General features: G+C 56.0%; 13 protein-coding genes. 6 read left to right on the plus strand and 7 right to left on the minus strand.

Annotated elements, in window-relative coordinates; translation table 11 throughout:
- Window positions 1–32 precede the first annotated feature (32 nt).
- The 4 genes from yidC to rpmH are packed head-to-tail and all read right to left on the minus strand — an operon-like array spanning window position 33 to window position 2,582.
- Complete coding sequence (gene yidC, locus QPL98_RS07975; protein WP_303293065.1) at window positions 33–1,736, minus strand: membrane protein insertase YidC; 1,704 nt, start codon at window positions 1,734–1,736, stop codon at window positions 33–35.
- Window positions 1,737–1,740: 4 nt separating this feature from the next.
- Complete coding sequence (gene yidD / locus QPL98_RS07980) at window positions 1,741–2,034, minus strand: membrane protein insertion efficiency factor YidD (protein WP_011787297.1); 294 nt, start codon at window positions 2,032–2,034, stop codon at window positions 1,741–1,743.
- Entirely contained in the window at window positions 2,034–2,432 is a 399-nt protein-coding gene (gene rnpA / locus QPL98_RS07985) for a ribonuclease P protein component (RefSeq protein WP_023011912.1), read from the minus strand. The genes yidD and rnpA overlap by 1 nt, the downstream gene beginning before the upstream one ends.
- Window positions 2,433–2,447: 15 nt before the next feature.
- The gene (gene rpmH, locus QPL98_RS07990; RefSeq protein WP_008940054.1) at window positions 2,448–2,582 is read right to left on the minus strand and encodes a 50S ribosomal protein L34; all 135 of its coding nucleotides are present in this window, start codon (window positions 2,580–2,582) and stop codon (window positions 2,448–2,450) included.
- Between the two features lie 642 nt (window positions 2,583–3,224).
- On the opposite strand from rpmH, the gene dnaA reads away from it, so the two are divergent.
- From dnaA to gyrB, 5 genes are all read left to right on the plus strand, one after another.
- Window positions 3,225–4,688 (plus strand): chromosomal replication initiator protein DnaA, encoded by a 1,464-nt coding sequence (gene dnaA / locus QPL98_RS07995; protein ID WP_031211714.1) that lies wholly within the window; start codon window positions 3,225–3,227, stop codon window positions 4,686–4,688.
- Between the two features lie 60 nt (window positions 4,689–4,748).
- Complete coding sequence (gene dnaN / locus QPL98_RS08000; protein ID WP_023011914.1) at window positions 4,749–5,852, plus strand: DNA polymerase III subunit beta; 1,104 nt, start codon at window positions 4,749–4,751, stop codon at window positions 5,850–5,852.
- An 18-nt stretch (window positions 5,853–5,870) separates the two neighbouring features.
- On the plus strand, window positions 5,871–7,142 hold the full coding sequence (locus tag QPL98_RS08005) for an AarF/ABC1/UbiB kinase family protein (RefSeq protein WP_023011915.1): 1,272 nt from the start codon (window positions 5,871–5,873) through the stop codon (window positions 7,140–7,142).
- Window positions 7,143–7,245: 103 nt separating this feature from the next.
- Window positions 7,246–8,367, plus strand: coding sequence for a DNA replication/repair protein RecF (recF, locus tag QPL98_RS08010; protein ID WP_014419999.1), 1,122 nt, complete (start codon window positions 7,246–7,248; stop codon window positions 8,365–8,367).
- A gap of 71 nt (window positions 8,368–8,438) precedes the next feature.
- A complete protein-coding gene (gene gyrB / locus QPL98_RS08015) occupies window positions 8,439–10,853 on the plus strand; it encodes a DNA topoisomerase (ATP-hydrolyzing) subunit B (protein ID WP_023011916.1) in 2,415 nt (804 codons plus the stop codon).
- 99 nt (window positions 10,854–10,952) lie between these two features.
- Here the strand turns inward: gyrB and QPL98_RS08020 are convergent, their stop codons facing one another.
- The 3 genes from QPL98_RS08020 to QPL98_RS08030 form a co-directional block, all read right to left on the minus strand.
- Window positions 10,953–11,720 (minus strand): VC0807 family protein, encoded by a 768-nt coding sequence (locus QPL98_RS08020; protein WP_011783587.1) that lies wholly within the window; start codon window positions 11,718–11,720, stop codon window positions 10,953–10,955.
- Between the two features lie 107 nt (window positions 11,721–11,827).
- Entirely contained in the window at window positions 11,828–13,105 is a 1,278-nt protein-coding gene (locus QPL98_RS08025) for an aspartate aminotransferase family protein (protein WP_023011917.1), read from the minus strand.
- 88 nt (window positions 13,106–13,193) lie between these two features.
- A complete protein-coding gene (locus QPL98_RS08030) occupies window positions 13,194–14,966 on the minus strand; it encodes an ABC transporter transmembrane domain-containing protein (RefSeq protein ID WP_286714204.1) in 1,773 nt (590 codons plus the stop codon).
- A gap of 226 nt (window positions 14,967–15,192) precedes the next feature.
- On the opposite strand from QPL98_RS08030, the gene QPL98_RS08035 reads away from it, so the two are divergent.
- Window positions 15,193–16,986, plus strand: a complete 1,794-nt coding sequence (locus QPL98_RS08035; protein WP_303293066.1) for an ABC transporter ATP-binding protein/permease — start codon at window positions 15,193–15,195, stop codon at window positions 16,984–16,986.

Below are 16,986 nucleotides of genomic sequence, written 5' to 3' on the forward strand. Positions count from 1 at the left end.
GGAGCCTTTGTCAGGTCAGAAGCACTGTTGAATCAGTACTTCTTGCCTGCCGTTTCCGCTTCGATCTTGCGGGTAATGTACCACTGCTGGGAGATCGAAAGAATGTTGTTCACCAGCCAGTACAGAACCAGACCAGCCGGGAACCACAGGAAGAACACGGTGAAGATCAGCGGCATCAGCTTCATGATCTTGGCCTGCATGGGGTCCGGGGGCGTCGGGTTCAGGCTCATCTGGATGAACATGCTGGCGCCCATCAGGATCGGCAGGATGAAGTACGGGTCCATCTGGGACAGATCCTGAATCCACAGCATGAACGGCGCATGACGCAACTGGACACTTTCAAACAGTACCCAGTAAAGCGAGATGAACACCGGCATCTGCACCAGTATTGGCAGACAGCCCCCGAGCGGATTGATTTCCTCGCGCTTGTACAGCGCCATCATTTCCTGGGACATGCGCTGGCGATCGTCGCCATAGAGCTCTTTCAGCCGGGTCAGTTGCGGAGCGACCGCGCGCATTTTTGCCATGGAGCGATAGCTGGTGGCGGAGAGGTGGAAGAACACCGCTTTTACCAACACCGTCAGCAGGATGATAGCGACACCCCAGTTACCGACCAGACCATAGAACCATTCAAGAATGTAGAACAGCGGCAGGGAAATGAAGAACAGCCAGCCGAAATCAACGGTGCGATCCAGGTTCGGAGCCAGAGCTTCCAGCCGATCAATGATCTTGGGACCGACATAAGCAGTGGCGCCCACTTCTGCGGTCTCACCCGGTGCTACCGTCGTGGCAGGATAAACAAAGCCCATAACATGGAGATCGCCCCGTCGGGTGGTCTGGAACTGGGCTTTCTGGTCCCGCTCGGGTACCCATGCGGTCAGGAAGTAATGCTGCAGGAAGGCCAGCCAGCCATTAGTGACCGACTGATTGACGCGCTTCTCTGACAGATCCTCGAAATCGTACTTCTCATACGGATCTTCCGGGGTACTGATCACCATGCCCAGATAAGCCCGGATTCCCATGCTGGCCTGGGAGGTCGGATCCGGCGCCTGATCACGCACGATCTTGCCGGTGAAGTTACCTTGCCATGGGCTTTCTGAACGGTTGTCGATCAGGTAGCTGACATCAATCTGATAGCTGTTGCGGGCCAGATGATAGCGTTTGGTGATGGCTACACCGCTGTCAGTGGTGTACACCAGGTTGATGGTCAGTTCATCTTCCCCTTCCGCGAGCTGGTAACTGCCGGTTTCTGCCTGAAATACCGGAGCTTCACCGGCCTGGCTGCCATCCGGGCCATCGCGACCGATCAGGCCGCTTTCCAGCAGATAGGTGCGGGTGCGGGTATTGGTCAGCAGTTTCAGTGGTTGTTCGCTGTCCAGAGACTCGTCGTATTGCAACAGGGAACTGTCAACCACATTACCGCCTACGCGGTCGATCTTCAGTTCGTAAACATCCGTGGTCACGGTAATAAAACGATCTGCCAGATCTTGATCGCTGTTGGCGGAGGTTGACGCCAGTGAGCCGGTCTCCGGTGTTGCAAACTCTTCGCCGCCTGCGTTGTTATCCTCAGGCAGGATCATGTCATCGGTGCTGTTGGTAGCACTGCTGTCTGAGGAAGATTGCGCCTCGGCAACCTGTTCTGTTTGAGGCTGGTGATAATCCTCGTTCCAGGCAAGTACCATCAGGTAACTGACAATGGCGAGGCCGGCAAACAAAACGATGCGTTGAATATCCATAAACTTAGTGTCTGGTCTGAGTAGTGGAATGAGTGCTTTCTGTCGGATTGCAGGCCTGGCCGGAGCGAGGCGCCGTATTCAGTTCCGTTCCCGGTACCGGATCATAACCGCCTTCTGCCCAGGGATGACACCTGAGTAGCCGGGCTGTTGCCAGGTAACCGCCTTTAAGAGGTCCGTGATGTTGGATGGCCTCGACGGCGTATTGTGAACAGGTAGGGTAATGACGGCAATGGCTGGCCATCATCGGACTGATGGCATACTGGTAGAACCGGATGGGCAAGAGCAGGAGTTGACGCATTACTCCGTACCTCTGGGATTGCCGACGGATTGATCAGGCGTGGACTGCCGGTATTTTTTCTTAACCCGATGCCAAAGATCATTCAGTGAGGAACGGACCGTATCGTTATCCAGCCGATCCAGCCCCTGGCGGCCGAGCACAATGATATCAAGGCCTGGCAGATCTGATTGGAGCCGGAAGGTTTCCCTTACCTGACGCTTGATCCGGTTTCTCTGAACGGCGAGCCGAAGATTCTTCTTGGAGAAGATCAATCCGACCCTGGCGTGTCCCAATGAATTGGCAGAGGCCAGGATCAGAAAATTCCTGTGCGGAACTTTCAGCGTTACGTCATTGAAGACCCTGCTGTAATCCGAAGGTTTCAACAGTCTGTGAGACTTCGGAAACGTCAAGGCCTTCATGAGGCAGGCTTCAGATTACGCAGACAGGCGTGCACGGCCCTTGGCACGGCGACGAGACAGTACCTTGCGACCATTGGCTGTCGCCATACGGGCACGGAAACCGTGAACGCGCTTGCGCTTCAGGACGCTCGGTTGGAATGTTCTTTTCATGGTGATGTTCTCACAAATCGTCGATGGACATTGATCACTGGCTGGAAAATAGACAGCCAAAACAGGAGCGGCATTCTAGTCAAATACCGGTGCAAGTTCAATGGTTATGGTTTGGTCAGGCAAGATTCTGGCATGGGTACTAACCGACATGGCGAGTAATAGAATCTGTTAGGTCTTTTTAAAATTCTTTCAAAGATATTTATTACTGCTGTTAAGCACGTTGATTTCTGTGGATAAGGAAAAATTCATAAAATAAATCAATAATCTGAAGCAATGACAAAGCTTGTGACAGATGCCGGTGAGCTCTGTGGATTTCGTCAGCACGGATTGTGCACAAGTGCGATTGAGGATGTTGAACCGAGTTATGCAAGTATCGGTCAAGATCTTTCTCACAGAGTTGAACCCGGGGTTTACACAGGGTCCTGTGAATAACTTTTTTTCAGGCATTTTCTGTACACAAGCTTGTAGATATGTCTGAAACAATTTGAAAAATATAGGGAAAAGTTTCCACAGGGTGTTTATGACAAAGGTTTCCGGCCTTTTACTGAAGGCCCGTGCGGGTTAGAATCTCCGGTCACTTCAGGCACCGGTGGCGTTGGTTTAACGGTGTCTCATCAGTCAGGTTTTCGGGAGCAGGCGGTCGTGCCGAACAGTATGTGGCATCAATGTCTTGAAGTACTCCGGGATGAGTTTCCCGCACAGCAGTTCAATACCTGGTTGAGACCTCTTCAGTCTGATCATCGGGAGGGGCAGCTCATGCTGTTCGCTCCAAACCGGTTTGTGATGGACTGGGTCAACGAGAAATACCTCCACCGTATAGAAGAAGTCTTGAAGGATCTGAATGGTGGTCAGGCGCCACGAGTCATGATGAAAGTGGGCTCTGCGCCCAAGCCTGCGGACCCGGTGGTTCGCTCTGAAGTGGCACCGCCGGTCCGGGTCTCGGAAGAAACTGAGCAGACCGTTACTGAAGAAGAAAGAAGTGTTGCCGCTACCGTTTCCGATTCGGCGCCAAGAGCGATGGCCGCTCCGGCACCCAAGGCCCAGACCGAGCGCCGTCCGGTGCAGGTAGAAGGTGATATCAAACACCAGAGTTTTCTCAACGAAACCTTCACCTTCGATACCTTTGTCGAGGGTAAATCGAACCAGCTGGCCCGGGCTGCGTCCATGCAGGTGGCGGAAAACCCCGGTGGCGCCTATAACCCGCTGTTCCTCTATGGCGGCGTGGGCCTGGGTAAAACCCACCTGATGCACGCCATTGGCAACGAGATTGTGCGCCGCAACCCGCGCGCGAAGGTGGCCTATCTGCGTTCTGAACGGTTTGTGGCCGATATGGTCAAGGCACTGCAGCTGAACGCGATCAATGAATTCAAGCGGTATTACCGGTCGGTGGACGCGTTGCTGATCGACGATATCCAGTTTTTTGCCCGCAAGGAACGCTCTCAGGAGGAGTTTTTCCACACCTTTAATGCGTTGCTTGAAGGTGGCCAGCAGGTGATCGTGACCTGTGACCGTTTCCCGAAAGAAATCTCTGATATGGAGGAGCGGCTGAAATCCCGCTTTGGCTGGGGCCTGACGGTGATGGTCGAGCCTCCGGAACTGGAAACACGGGTGGCGATCCTGATGAAGAAGGCGGAACAGGCCAATGTGAAACTCAGCAGCGAGGCCGCGTTCTTTATTGCACAGAAAATCCGGTCAAACGTTCGTGAGCTTGAAGGGGCGCTGCGTCTGGTGATAGCGAATGCTCACTTCACTGGCTCGGAGATTACCCCGCCGTTTATCCGTGAGAGCCTCAAGGATCTTCTGGCCCTGCATGAAAAGCAGGTGAGCATCGATAATATCCAGCGCACGGTGGCTGAGTACTACAAGATCAAGGTCGCGGATCTGCTGTCCAAACGCCGCACTCGCACAGTCACCCGGCCGCGCCAGGTGGCTATGTCCCTGGCCAAGGAACTGACCAACCATAGCCTGCCGGAGATTGGCGACGCGTTCGGTGGGCGTGACCACACCACCGTTCTGCATGCCTGTAAAAAGATTGTTGAATTGCAGGAAACCGATCCCGGTATCCGTGAGGATTATCAGAATTTTATGAGATTGCTGACCACCTGATTGAAGGTGGCCCGTACGAACAACACATACATTCACTTCCGATAACTGAAGCCGAGTGCCATGAAACTGACCATCAGCCGTGAATCACTGATCACCCCGCTGCAAAGCATCGCGGGCGTTGTGGAAAAGAAACAGACCATGCCGGTGTTGTCCAACGTCCTGCTGGAAGCGGAAGACAATACGCTGACACTGACCGGTACCAATATGGAAGTGGAGCTGGTGGCTCGGGTAGCACCAGTCCATGTGGATCAGCCTGGTCGTATCACGGTTCCGGCGCGGAAGTTGGCTGATATCTGCCGGGCTCTGGGGGATGAGGCGCCTATCGATCTGGCACTGGAAGGCGATCGTCTGCATCTGCGTTCTGGCAATTCCCACTTCACCCTGTCGACGCTGCCAGCGGAGCACTTTCCCAATGTCGAAGATGAGCCGGAAAGCTTCCGCCTGGCATTACCCCAGAAAGAGCTCGGTCGCATGCTGGATGCCACTGCGTTCGCTATGGCCCAGCAGGATGTGCGTTATTACCTGAACGGGTTGTTGCTGGAAGTGGATGTTAATCATGCCCGGGTTGTGGCTACCGATGGTCATCGTCTGGCCATGGCCCAGTTCGATCTGGATACCGGGTGTCCGGAGTTGCGGCAGGTTATTGTGCCTCGTAAAGGTGTACTGGAACTGGCCCGGCTTCTGGATGATGAAGAATCGCCGGTTACGCTGGTCATCGGTGACAATCATCTGCGGGCGACGGTGGGCAGCTATACCTTTACCTCCAAGTTGATTGAAGGCAAGTTCCCGGATTACAACCGGGTGATCCCGCGAGGCGGTGACAAAACCGTACTGGCGGATCGTTCAACGCTGAAAAGTACCCTGCAGCGGGCGGGCATTCTGTCGCACGAGAACATCCGTGGTGTGCGCCTGAACCTTTCTCCCAACCAGTTGCAGGTGTTCGCCAATAACCCTGATCAGGAACAGGCTGAAGATGCGTTGCCGGTGGAGTATCAGGGCGAATCACTGCAGATCGGGTTTAATGTAGGCTATCTGGTAGATGTCATGAATGCACTGGATGATGACCAGGTGAAGATTACGTTGTCGAATCCCAACAGCAGTGCGCTGATTGAGGCTCAGAACGACAACCGCTGCCTGTATGTTGTCATGCCGATGCGACTGTAATCAGGTTTGGAGGGCTCTATGGGTGCTGTAACGAATGGAATCAAAGGCGCGTTCAGGATCGGTCAGACCCTGTCTGTGCTTGGCCGCACCGGGGTAAACTGGGTTCGGGGCGATCGGCCCCCTGCCCCGAGACTTTTAAGGCAGACCTTCGAAAGCCTGGGCGCAACCTACATCAAGTTGGGACAATTTATTGCCAGCTCGCCGACCTTTTTCCCGAAGGAATATGTGGAGGAGTTCCAGTTCTGCCTCGACAAGACCCCGAGCCTTCCCTTCAGCGTAATCAAGAAGATCATCCGGGACGAGCTTGGTCGCCCTATTGATCAGGTGTATTCGGAAATTGATCCGGTTGCACTGGCTTCGGCATCCATTGCCCAGGTTCATGCTGCTCGCCTGGTAACGGGTGAAGAAGTGGTGATCAAGGTTCAGAAGCCGGGTGTGGAAAACATTCTGCTGACGGACCTCAACTTCCTTTACCTGTCTGCCCGAATGCTCGAGACGCTGGCCCCGAAACTGTCCTGGACCTCCATGTCCGGCATTGTTGATGAAATCCAGAAAACCATGATGGAAGAATGCGATTTCATCAAAGAGGCCAACAACCTGAAAGTCTTCCGGGAGTTTTTGCAGAATACTCACAATGAAGATGCGACCGTGCCGCGGGTGTACGAGCATTGCAGTACTCGCCGGATTCTGACCATGGAACGTTTCCGCGGGGTCCCATTAACGGATCTTGAGAGTATTCGAGGCTTTTCCCGTGATCCGGAGCGGACATTGATAACCGCCATGAACACCTGGTTTGCCAGCCTGACCCAATGCGAGTTTTTTCACGCAGACGTTCATGCCGGTAACCTGATGGTGCTTGAGGATGGTCGGGTTGGTTTTATCGATTTCGGCATTGTCGGGCGTATCAGACCGGATACCTGGCAGGCCGTGAGTGATTTCATTTCCGCGATTATGGTGGGCAATTTTGATGGTATGGCCGACGCCATGATCCGGATTGGCGTCACCCGGCACACCGTGCGGGTGGACGATCTGTCTGCGGATCTTCAGCGTCTGTATCGTCAGATGGATCGTATGGTTCCGGATGATGTGCCCTATCAAGCGGAACAGGCCGAGGACGACGTGAATAATATCCTGATGGACATGGTAAAGGTTGGCGAAAGTCATGGTTTGCATTTCCCCCGTGAATTCGCCTTGCTGCTCAAGCAGTTCTTGTATTTCGACCGCTATGTTCACATCCTGGCGCCAGAGATGGATGTGTTCATGGACGAGCGGCTAACCATGCTTCATTAACCGGTCTACCGGGGTTTCTAGTACACTAGGGCGATATCGGAAACGGTATCGCCCTTTCTCGTTTTGGTCGTCCGAATTTTCAGCCTGAGCACTCCGTTAACCTATGGCGCTAGTCAAACTCCAGACACAGCACTTCCGAAACCTGTTATCTGCGCCTGTAGAATTTTCACCGTCCTTCAATCTTCTTTATGGCGCCAATGGCAGCGGTAAAACCAGTGTTCTGGAAGCGATTGGCTATCTGGGTCTTGGTCGGTCGTTTCGGGTCAGCCGGCATCAGGCAGTCGTGGCTCATGGGCAATCGAAACTGACTGTCTTCGGGGCACTGGATTCAGGTCTGTTGGCGCAAGAGTCTTCAGAGAAGGTTGAGCACAGAATTGGTATTTCCCGGGATGTCAGCCTCAAGGAAACCCAGTTGCGGGTAGATGGTGAGGCGGTTCGCAGTCTTTCGTTTCTGGCGATGCATCTGCCGGTCTCGGTCATTGATCCCGGGGTATTCGACATTGTTGCTGGTGGCCCGGGTAAGCGTCGGCAGTTTCTGGATTGGTTAGTGTTCCACGTGGAACCTTCCTTTTCTTCCCTGTGGCAACAGGTTCAGAGAGTCACGTCACAGCGGAATCAAATGCTGAGAAATGGTAGACTGGACGAATCGTTGATGCGGGTCTGGGATTCCCAGTACGGCGCCTTGGCGGAGTCGTTGAGTGACATCCGGCAAACTGTTTTCCAACGCTTCAAGATCGCTTTTGAATCGGTGTTGGCGGAGCTGGATGCGCCCTGGGTGGAAGGTCTGAAGATGGACTTTTATCCGGGCTGGGATCGAAGCACAGCGTTGACCGAAGTATTGGTCAACCATCGTGAACAAGAACGTCGGATGGGCCACACCTTGTACGGCCCGAACCGGGCGGATATCCGTCTGAAGTTTGGTGGTCGTCCGGTGGCGGAAACGTTCTCGCGGGGGCAGCAAAAGACACTGGTGATCCTGATGAAGATTGCTCAGGGCAAGGTGTTGAGTGATCTTGGCAAACAGGTGACGTTTCTGTTGGACGATATCAACGCCGAGTTGGATGTTCGTCATCGCGTTATGCTGGCTCGCAACTTACAGGAACTGCGTTGTCAGGTGTTTATCACCTCCATTGAGCATCCGGAACCGGACACGTTGTGGCACGATGGGGATACACCTGAATACAGAATGTTCCACGTGGAACATGGACAATTGACGGAAGAATAGCTGAGCCGGGCGGGTTCGCGAATGATCGTGTCTGTCGCCAGGGCTGGGCTCACCTCCAGGAGTCTCTTTTAATGAGTGAATCGAACTACAATTCCTCCAGTATCAAAGTCCTCAAAGGACTCGACGCGGTGCGTAAACGGCCCGGTATGTACATCGGTGATACCGACGATGGCACCGGCCTGCATCACATGGTCTTTGAGTTGGTGGATAACTCCATCGATGAGGCTCTGGCTGGTTACTGTTCTGAAATCGGCATCATCATCCACCCGGACGAATCCATTACCGTAAAAGACAATGGTCGCGGTATCCCGGTCGATCTACATGAAGAGGAAGGTGTTTCGGCCGCCGAAGTCATCATGACTGTGTTGCATGCCGGCGGTAAGTTCGACGACAACTCCTACAAGGTCTCCGGCGGTCTGCACGGTGTGGGTGTGTCTGTGGTCAACGCCCTGTCTTCCTCGCTGACCCTCACCATCCGCCGGGATGGCAAGGTCTATGAGCAGAGCTACACCCACGGTGTACCTAATGCGCCCTTGGGCGAAGTCGGTGAAACCGATGCCTCCGGTACCAAGGTTCACTTTATTCCCTCTCCGGAAACCTTCACTCATATCCAGTTCCATTACGACATCCTGGCCAAGCGCCTGCGGGAACTCGCTTTCCTGAACAGTGGTGTGCGTATCCGCCTGACGGATGAGCGTTCAGGCAAGGAGGAGATTTTTGAATATGAAGGTGGTCTGCGGGCCTTTGTTGAGCACCTGAATACCAACAAGACGGCCATCAACCGTGTCTTCCATTTCAACCGTGAGCGGGAAGATGGCATTGCGGTAGAAGTGGCCATGCAGTGGAACGATGCCTTCCAGGAAAACATCTACTGCTTCACCAACAATATTCCCCAGCGGGATGGTGGTACTCACCTGGCCGGTTTCCGGGCAGCACTGACCCGCTCTCTGAACAACTACATTGATCATGAAGGCCTGGGCAAGAAAGCCAAGGTAGCGACCTCCGGTGATGATGCCCGGGAAGGCCTGACCGCTATCATCAGTGTGAAAGTGCCCGATCCCAAGTTCTCCTCCCAGACCAAGGACAAGCTGGTGTCCTCGGAAGTGAAGACGGCGGTGGAGCAGGAACTGTATCAGAGCTTTGCGGAGTACCTGCAGGAGCAACCCAACGAAGCCAAGCAGATCGTTAACAAGATGATCGAAGCGGCCCGTGCCCGGGAAGCAGCCCGTAAGGCCCGGGATATGACCCGCCGTAAGGGCGCCCTGGACATTGCCGGCCTGCCCGGCAAGCTGGCGGACTGCCAGGAAAAAGACCCTGCCCTCTCCGAACTGTTCATTGTGGAGGGTGATTCTGCGGGTGGCAGTGCCAAGCAGGGCCGTGATCGTAAGACCCAGGCCATCCTGCCCCTGAAAGGTAAGATCCTGAACGTCGAGAAAGCCCGTTTTGACAAGATGCTGTCTTCCGCGGAAGTTGGCACTCTGATCACGGCACTGGGTTGTGGCATCGGCCGCGAAGAGTTCAACCCGGACAAACTCCGTTATCACTCCATCATCATCATGACCGATGCCGATGTGGACGGTTCACACATCCGTACCCTGCTGCTGACCTTCCTGTTCCGCCAGATGCGGGAAATCATCGAGCGCGGCCATGTGTTCATTGCCATGCCGCCGCTGTACAAGGTCAAGCGTGGCAAACAGGAGCAATACCTGAAGGACGAGAAGGCGAAGGAAGCCTATCTGACCCAGACGGCCCTGGAAGGCGCCCAGCTGTATGTGAACCCGGAAGCACCGGCCATCAAGGATTCCGCCCTGGAAACCATGGTGAAGGATTATCAGGCAGTGATGGCGATGATCGATCGCCTGTCCCGGGCCTATCCGGCCAAGGTACTGCAGCAGATGGTCTACAACAGTACGCTCAAGCCGGAACACCTGAAGGAAGAGGTTGAAGTGGCCCGTTGGGTGGCGCGCCTGGGTGAAGGTCTGGATCTGGATACCCGCACGGGCACCAAGTACACCTTCTCCGTTACCCGCGATGAGGAACGGGGCCTGTACCTGCCCAAAGTCACCATCTTTGTGCATGGCATTCCCCATGAGCATGTGTTCAGTCATGACTTCTTCGAGTCTTCGTCCTACGGGGCCATTGCCCGTCTGGGCGAGACCCTGGAGGGGCTGATTGAGGATGGCGCCTACATCCAGCGTGGCGAGCGCAAGCAGTCTGTGCTGTCCTTCGAGGGCGCCCTGGAGTGGCTGATGAAGGAAGCCCAGCGTGGCCTGAACATCCAGCGATACAAGGGGCTGGGTGAAATGAACCCGGATCAGTTGTGGGAAACCACCATGGATCCGGAAACCCGCCGGATGATGAAGGTCACCATTGAGGATGCGATTGCCGCGGACCAGATCTTCACCACACTGATGGGGGATGATGTGGAGCCACGGAGGGACTTCATCCAGAGCAACGCGCTGGAAGTGACCAACCTGGATATCTGATCAGACCAACCTTGTTGGCAATAAAAAACGGTGGCTCCTTGAGGATGCCACCGTTTTTTATGGGTGTCCGGGGAACCCGGAAACCGGTGTTGTAATAACCTATTTCGAGGACCCTGACTCTGCCCTCTTCCGTTCCTTTTCTTTTTCCTTTTCAATCAGATGTGGCGCCATCACCTCTTCCAGGGTATACCCCGTCAGGCGTCGGATGGTGCGCCAGAGGTAATAGAAGATCAGCATCATCATCACCATGGAGGGGATGGCAATCATCGGATAGCTCACCAGGGTCATGCGGCCCAGTTCCTCATTGAAGGCCTGGGTGCCCGAAGGGCTCACCACAATCCATTTCGCCAGCACATAATTCATGATGGACGAGAACAGGAAGGTGCCGGCAAAGAAATAGCTGGCCTTAAGTAGCCGCCCTTCAAACTCCTCCACGCAGTTCTTTTCTTCCAGTGAGGCCTGAATCTTGTCCACGTCCAGCACATTCGGGTTATAAAGCAGAGTACGGACCAGGGGGTACCTGGTGCGCGTAGACACCAGTACCGCCAGACCAATGACGGCGGGCACGGCCGCTTCCTTGATGGCGAGCCAGCCGGCATCCAGTTCCAGCAAACCAATGCCGCCGGTGAGGCCGACACTGATCAGGCCCAGCAAGGCGATGAAGTTTTTCTTGTGGTAGCGCACCAGCTCGAACAGGCCCCAGCCGAGGGGAAACGCCAGGCCGATGATCAGTGCATTGACGCTGCCCAGGTGTTCGTCACCACTGAACTTCATCAGAATCACCGAGGGAATGATGATACTGACCAGCAGATCGATCCAGGGTCTGGGTTGGTGGTCGGGAGTGGGAGAATTACTCTGGGACGTCATGGTTACCGCCTGATCGGTGAATCAACGGCAGAACCCGAGGGGGGAAACTGCCGGAAAGAGCTTCCGGCAGTATACGACGAATAGGAAGTCAGACGTAACCGCCTGGTTCAGGCGCCCACTTCCTTCAGGCATTCCTCAACAATATTCAGCCCTTCTTCCAGCACTTCGTCTTCGATGGTCACCGGCATCAGGAACCGCAGTGTGTTGCCGTGCATACCGCAACTCAGCAGGATCAGTCCTTTCTCCTTTGCCTTCTTGGTAATGGCCCCGGCCAGTTCTGGCATGGGCTTGTGACTATCCTTGCTTTCCACCAGCTCAAAGGCCGCCATGGGGCCCAGATTGCGAGCGTTGTCCACATGGGTGAACTGCTCCTGCCATTGGTCGAACCGGGCTCTGAGTTTCTCGCCCAGGCGCTGGCTCTTGCCAAGGATGTCTTCTTCTTTGATCACATCAAACACCGCCAGAGCTGCGGCACAGGCAGTGGGGCTGCCGGTGTAGGTGCCGCCCAGGGAGTTCGGGCCGGAGGAGTCCATCACCTTGTCGGTGCCGACAATGGCAGAGATAGGCATGCCATCGGCCATGGACTTGGCCATGGTCATGATGTCCGGCTCAACACCACTGTGCTCGATGGCGAACAGCTTGCCGGTGCGGCCAAAGCCACTTTGCACTTCATCCACGATCATCATGATGTCGTTGTCATCGCAGATCTTGCGGATGGCTTTCAGGAAACTTGTCGGTGCCGGGTAGAAACCGCCCTCACCCAGAACCGGCTCCAGTACGATGGCGGCGGTTTCGTGGGCCGGGGAATCGGCTTTCATGGTCATCGCCAGGCCCCGCAGAGCCTCTTCTTCGGAAATGCCATGGTAAGGCACCGGGTAAGGCGCGCGGTACACCAGGCCGGGCATGGGGCCGAAGGAGGTCTGGTAAGGGGCGGCCTTGCCGTTCATGGCCATGGTGAAGAAGGTGCGGCCGTGGTAGCCGCCGTCAAAACAGATAACGTTGTTTTTGCCGGTGGCTGCGCGGGCAATCTTGACCGCGTTTTCCAATGCCTCGGCGCCGGAGTTGGCCAGCATGACCTTGCCGTGGCCTTTTACCGGCACCACTTCGCTCAGTTTCTGGGCCAGCTTCACGTAGCCCTCGTAGGGCATCACCGTCTGGCAGGTGTGCATCAGTTTGTCGAGCTGCGCCTTGACGGCCTCAACCACCTTGGGATGTCGATGGCCGATGTTCAATACGCCGATACCGCCGGCGAAATCGATCATGCGTTTGCCATCTGCGTCCCAGACCTCTGCGTTCAGGGCGTGATCTGCAAATTGATCATTGGGGCTTGCTGCGCCCGCGGCGACGTATCGCTCTTTGAGTGCCTGCAATTCTTTGTTGCTCACTTTGCGTGTCTCCCTGTGTCAGGATTAGGAATTTCTAGTACCAGTGTAGGGAGTACGCACCCAACACACAAACCGACCAACGGGGCACTCAGTGTTCTGTCTGGCTCCCGGTGTCCCGGAATTGCAGGCTGGCCAGGCGCCGGTACAGCGGGTTATCGCGGATCAACTGGTCGTGACTGCCCACTGCCAGCAGTCGGCCTTCGTCAAATACCGCGATCCTGTCGGCATCCCGCACCGTTGCCAGCCGGTGAGCAATCACCAGGGTAGTCCGGCCCTCCGTGAGCGCCGGCATGGCCCGCTGAATCAGGTGCTCGCTTTCCGCATCCAGGGCGCTGGTGGCTTCATCAAGCAGCAGAATCGGAGCGTCGGCCAACAGCGCACGGGCAATCGCCAGTCGTTGTTTCTGGCCACCGGAAAGGCCCTGGCCGGCATCACCCAGGGGCGTGTCGTAACCCTGTGGCAGGGCCTGAATAAATTCGTGGGCGTGGGCAATACGGGCGGCCTGCTCGATCTCAGCCTGATTGGCCTCGGGCCGGGCGTAGCGCAGATTATCGGCGACAGTGCCATGAAACAGGGCGGGATTCTGCGGCACCAGAGCGAAACACCGTCGCAGGTCAGCCAGTGGAACCTTGGCGGTGTCTATGCCCTCCAACCGGATAGAACCGTCCTGTAGCGGATAGAAACCCAGTAGCAGATCAAACAACGTGGATTTACCGGCACCGGACGGTCCGACCAGGGCAAGGGTTTCACCCGGCTGGATTTCCAGAGAGACCCTGGCAAGCGCTGGCCGTTCCGTGCGCCCGCTGTAGCTGAAGCTCAGGTTATCCAGAGTAATTGCACCGGTCACTGTGCCCGGAAGCCGGTCCGTTCCTGTCTCGGGACGCCGCTCCGGCTCGGTCTGCAGCAGCTCAAACAGGCGAGCTGCGGAACCGGCGGCGCGCTGCAATTCGCCAATCACCTCACTGATGGCTCCAGCCGCGACCCCCACCAGCAGGCTGTAGAACACAAAGGCTGCCAGCTCACCCGGTGAGATTCGGCCATGAATCACATCCAGCCCGCCAATCCAGATGACAATACCGACGGCGCCCATCACCAGGGAAATCGCCAATGTGGTCAGCCAGGCGCGCTGCCGAATCCGTTGCCGGGCAATATCGAAGGCTTTTTCAGAAACCTCGGCGAAATAGCGGCGGTCGTGAGGCTGATGATTGAAGGCCTGTACGGTTTTGATCTGGCTGAGATTCTCCCCGACATAACTGCCAACATCCGCCACCCGGTCCTGACTCAGTCGGGACAGCGCCCGCACCCGGCGGCCGTAAAACAGGATCGGCGCAATCACCAGCGGAAATCCCAGCAGGATGATGCTGGCCAGCTTGGCGTTGGTGACAAACAGAAGAATGAGCCCGCCGATAAGCATCAGCGTGTTGCGCAGGGCGATGGAGACGGTGGAGCCAATCACCGATTGCAGTACGGTGGTGTCAGCCGTAAACCGGGACTGAATCTCCAGGGCCCGGTTCTGTTCAAAGAAGCTGGGCGTGAGATCGATCAGGTGATTGAATACCCGTTTTCGAATATCTGCCACCACCCGTTCGCCAATCCAGGACACCAGGTAGAATCGGGCAAACGAACCAAAGGCCAGGCCGAGTACCAGCACGAAAAACAGGCCGATGGCTTTGGCGAGGTTTTCCGGAGACTGCGTGGCCAGGCCCTGATCGACCAGAATGCGCAGGCCCTGGCCCAGACCAAGAGTGATGCCGGCAGTAATAACCAGTGCCACCAGTGCCCCTACAACCGCGCGTCGATAGGGACTGATAAACTCGATGACAAGTCTTAGAGCTTTACGATGGTTGGGGCTGATGGTCACTCTCCTGATCGATCAAAGTTTAATTAAGCCGTTTCTTTTACGATTTGTCCTCAGATGAAGACGTATCATAGCTGTTAGCAAGAGTGCACGGGATGGGGAGCCTTTCCGGGACCGTCAAAAGCCAGGGATGGCTTTTGTCGAGCGTACAGGGATGTATTTACAGCGTGTCCCGGAAAGGCTCCCCATCTCGGGCGCTCGACATCTCCAAAAGTTCAAGGATATTGCATTGAGAGCCTACGCCGACAACGACTACCCCGCCGATCATAAGCCAGACTGGTCGATTATTTCCGGGCTGTGGCCGTATCTTCTGGAATTCAGGGGGCGGGTCGCGTTGGCTATGGCGATGCTGGTCTTGGCAAAGCTGGCCACCGTCGCCACCCCGGTGGCACTGAAATACATTGTCGACTACCTGGACCAGAACCGCGGTGCCGACATGCTGCTGTGGATTCCGGTCGTGCTGGTGGTGGCCTACGGTAGCCTGCGCTTTGGCGCCACCCTGTTCAGCGAACTGCGGGATGCCGTGTTTGCCCGGGTGGCGGAACGGGCCATGCGGCGGGTGTCATTGCGGGTGTTTGAACACCTGCACCAGAGGGAACTGGGATTTCATCTGGACCGTAAAACCGGTGGCCTGGCCCGGGATATTGAACGCGGCACCAACGGTATCAGCTTTCTGCTGCGCTTCACCCTGTTCAACATTGTGCCTACCATCCTGGAAATCCTGCTGGTGGCGGGCATCCTGCTGGTGGTGTTCAACGTCGGGTATGTCGTCGCCATTCTGGTGGCGGTGGTTGTGTATGTGGTGTTCTCTATCAGGATCACCGAGTGGCGAACCAGGTTCGTGCGGGAAGCCAATGCCCGGGACAACCAGTCCAACTCGCGGGCCATCGACAGCCTGCTCAACTACGAAACCGTCAAATACTTCAACAACGAACGTTATGAAGCCGAGCTTTACGATCAGGACCTGGATGAGTGGGAAAAGGCTCGGTTGAAGAACCGCCTGTCGCTGGCCACCCTGAACGCTGGCCAGGCATTGATCATCGGCGTGGCGCTGATCGTCATTATGGCCATGGCGGTGGGCGAAGTGGCCAGCGGTGAAATCACCCTGGGTGATTTCACCATGATCAACGCCTACCTGATCCAGCTGTTCATTCCCCTGAATGCTCTGGGCTTTGTCTACCGGGAAATCCGCCAGGCGCTGGTGAATGTGGAGCGGCTGTTCAAGCTGTTGGGTGATGAGCCGGCAATCCAGGATGCGCCGGATGCCAGGCCGTTGGCTGTGGATAACGGTGAAGTGCGCTTTGAACACATCCACTTCGCCTACCGGCCCGACCGTCCCATTCTGCAGGATGTGAACTTTACCATTCCCGCCGGCCACACCGTGGCGGTGGTGGGCGCCAGCGGCGCGGGCAAATCTACCCTCGCCCGGTTGCTGTTCCGCTTCTACGAAGTCGATAAGGGCGCAATCCGGATTGATGGCCAGGATATCCGATCGGTCACCCAAGACAGCCTGCGTTCGGCCATCGGTGTGGTGCCGCAGGATACCGTGCTGTTCAACGACACCCTTTACCGAAACCTGGCCTATGGCCGGCCTGAGGCCACCGAGGAAGAGGTGTACCGGGCGGCGAAAATGGCCCATCTGGAAAACTTTATCCACAGTCTTCCAGAAGGCTACGAAACGAAAGTCGGCGAGCGCGGCCTCAAGTTGTCTGGCGGCGAAAAACAGCGGGTGGCCATTGCCCGGGTTATCCTGAAGAACCCGCCAATACTGATCCTGGACGAGGCAACCTCCTCCCTGGACTCCTTGTCCGAACAGGCCATCCTCGGTGCCCTGAAAGAGGTCAGCCACCAGCGTACTACCCTGGTGATTGCCCACAGGTTATCCACAGTTCGCGATGCCAATAGCATTCTGGTGATGGACGGGGGCCGGATTGTCGAAAGTGGCAGCCATCACGAGTTGCTGGCCCGCGATGGTCATTACGCCCGTCTTTGGGAACAGCAACATCGGACTGAGGATAACTGA

The organism is Marinobacter sp. ST-43, from assembly GCF_030541085.1.
Lineage (GTDB): Bacteria > Pseudomonadota > Gammaproteobacteria > Pseudomonadales > Oleiphilaceae > Marinobacter > Marinobacter nauticus.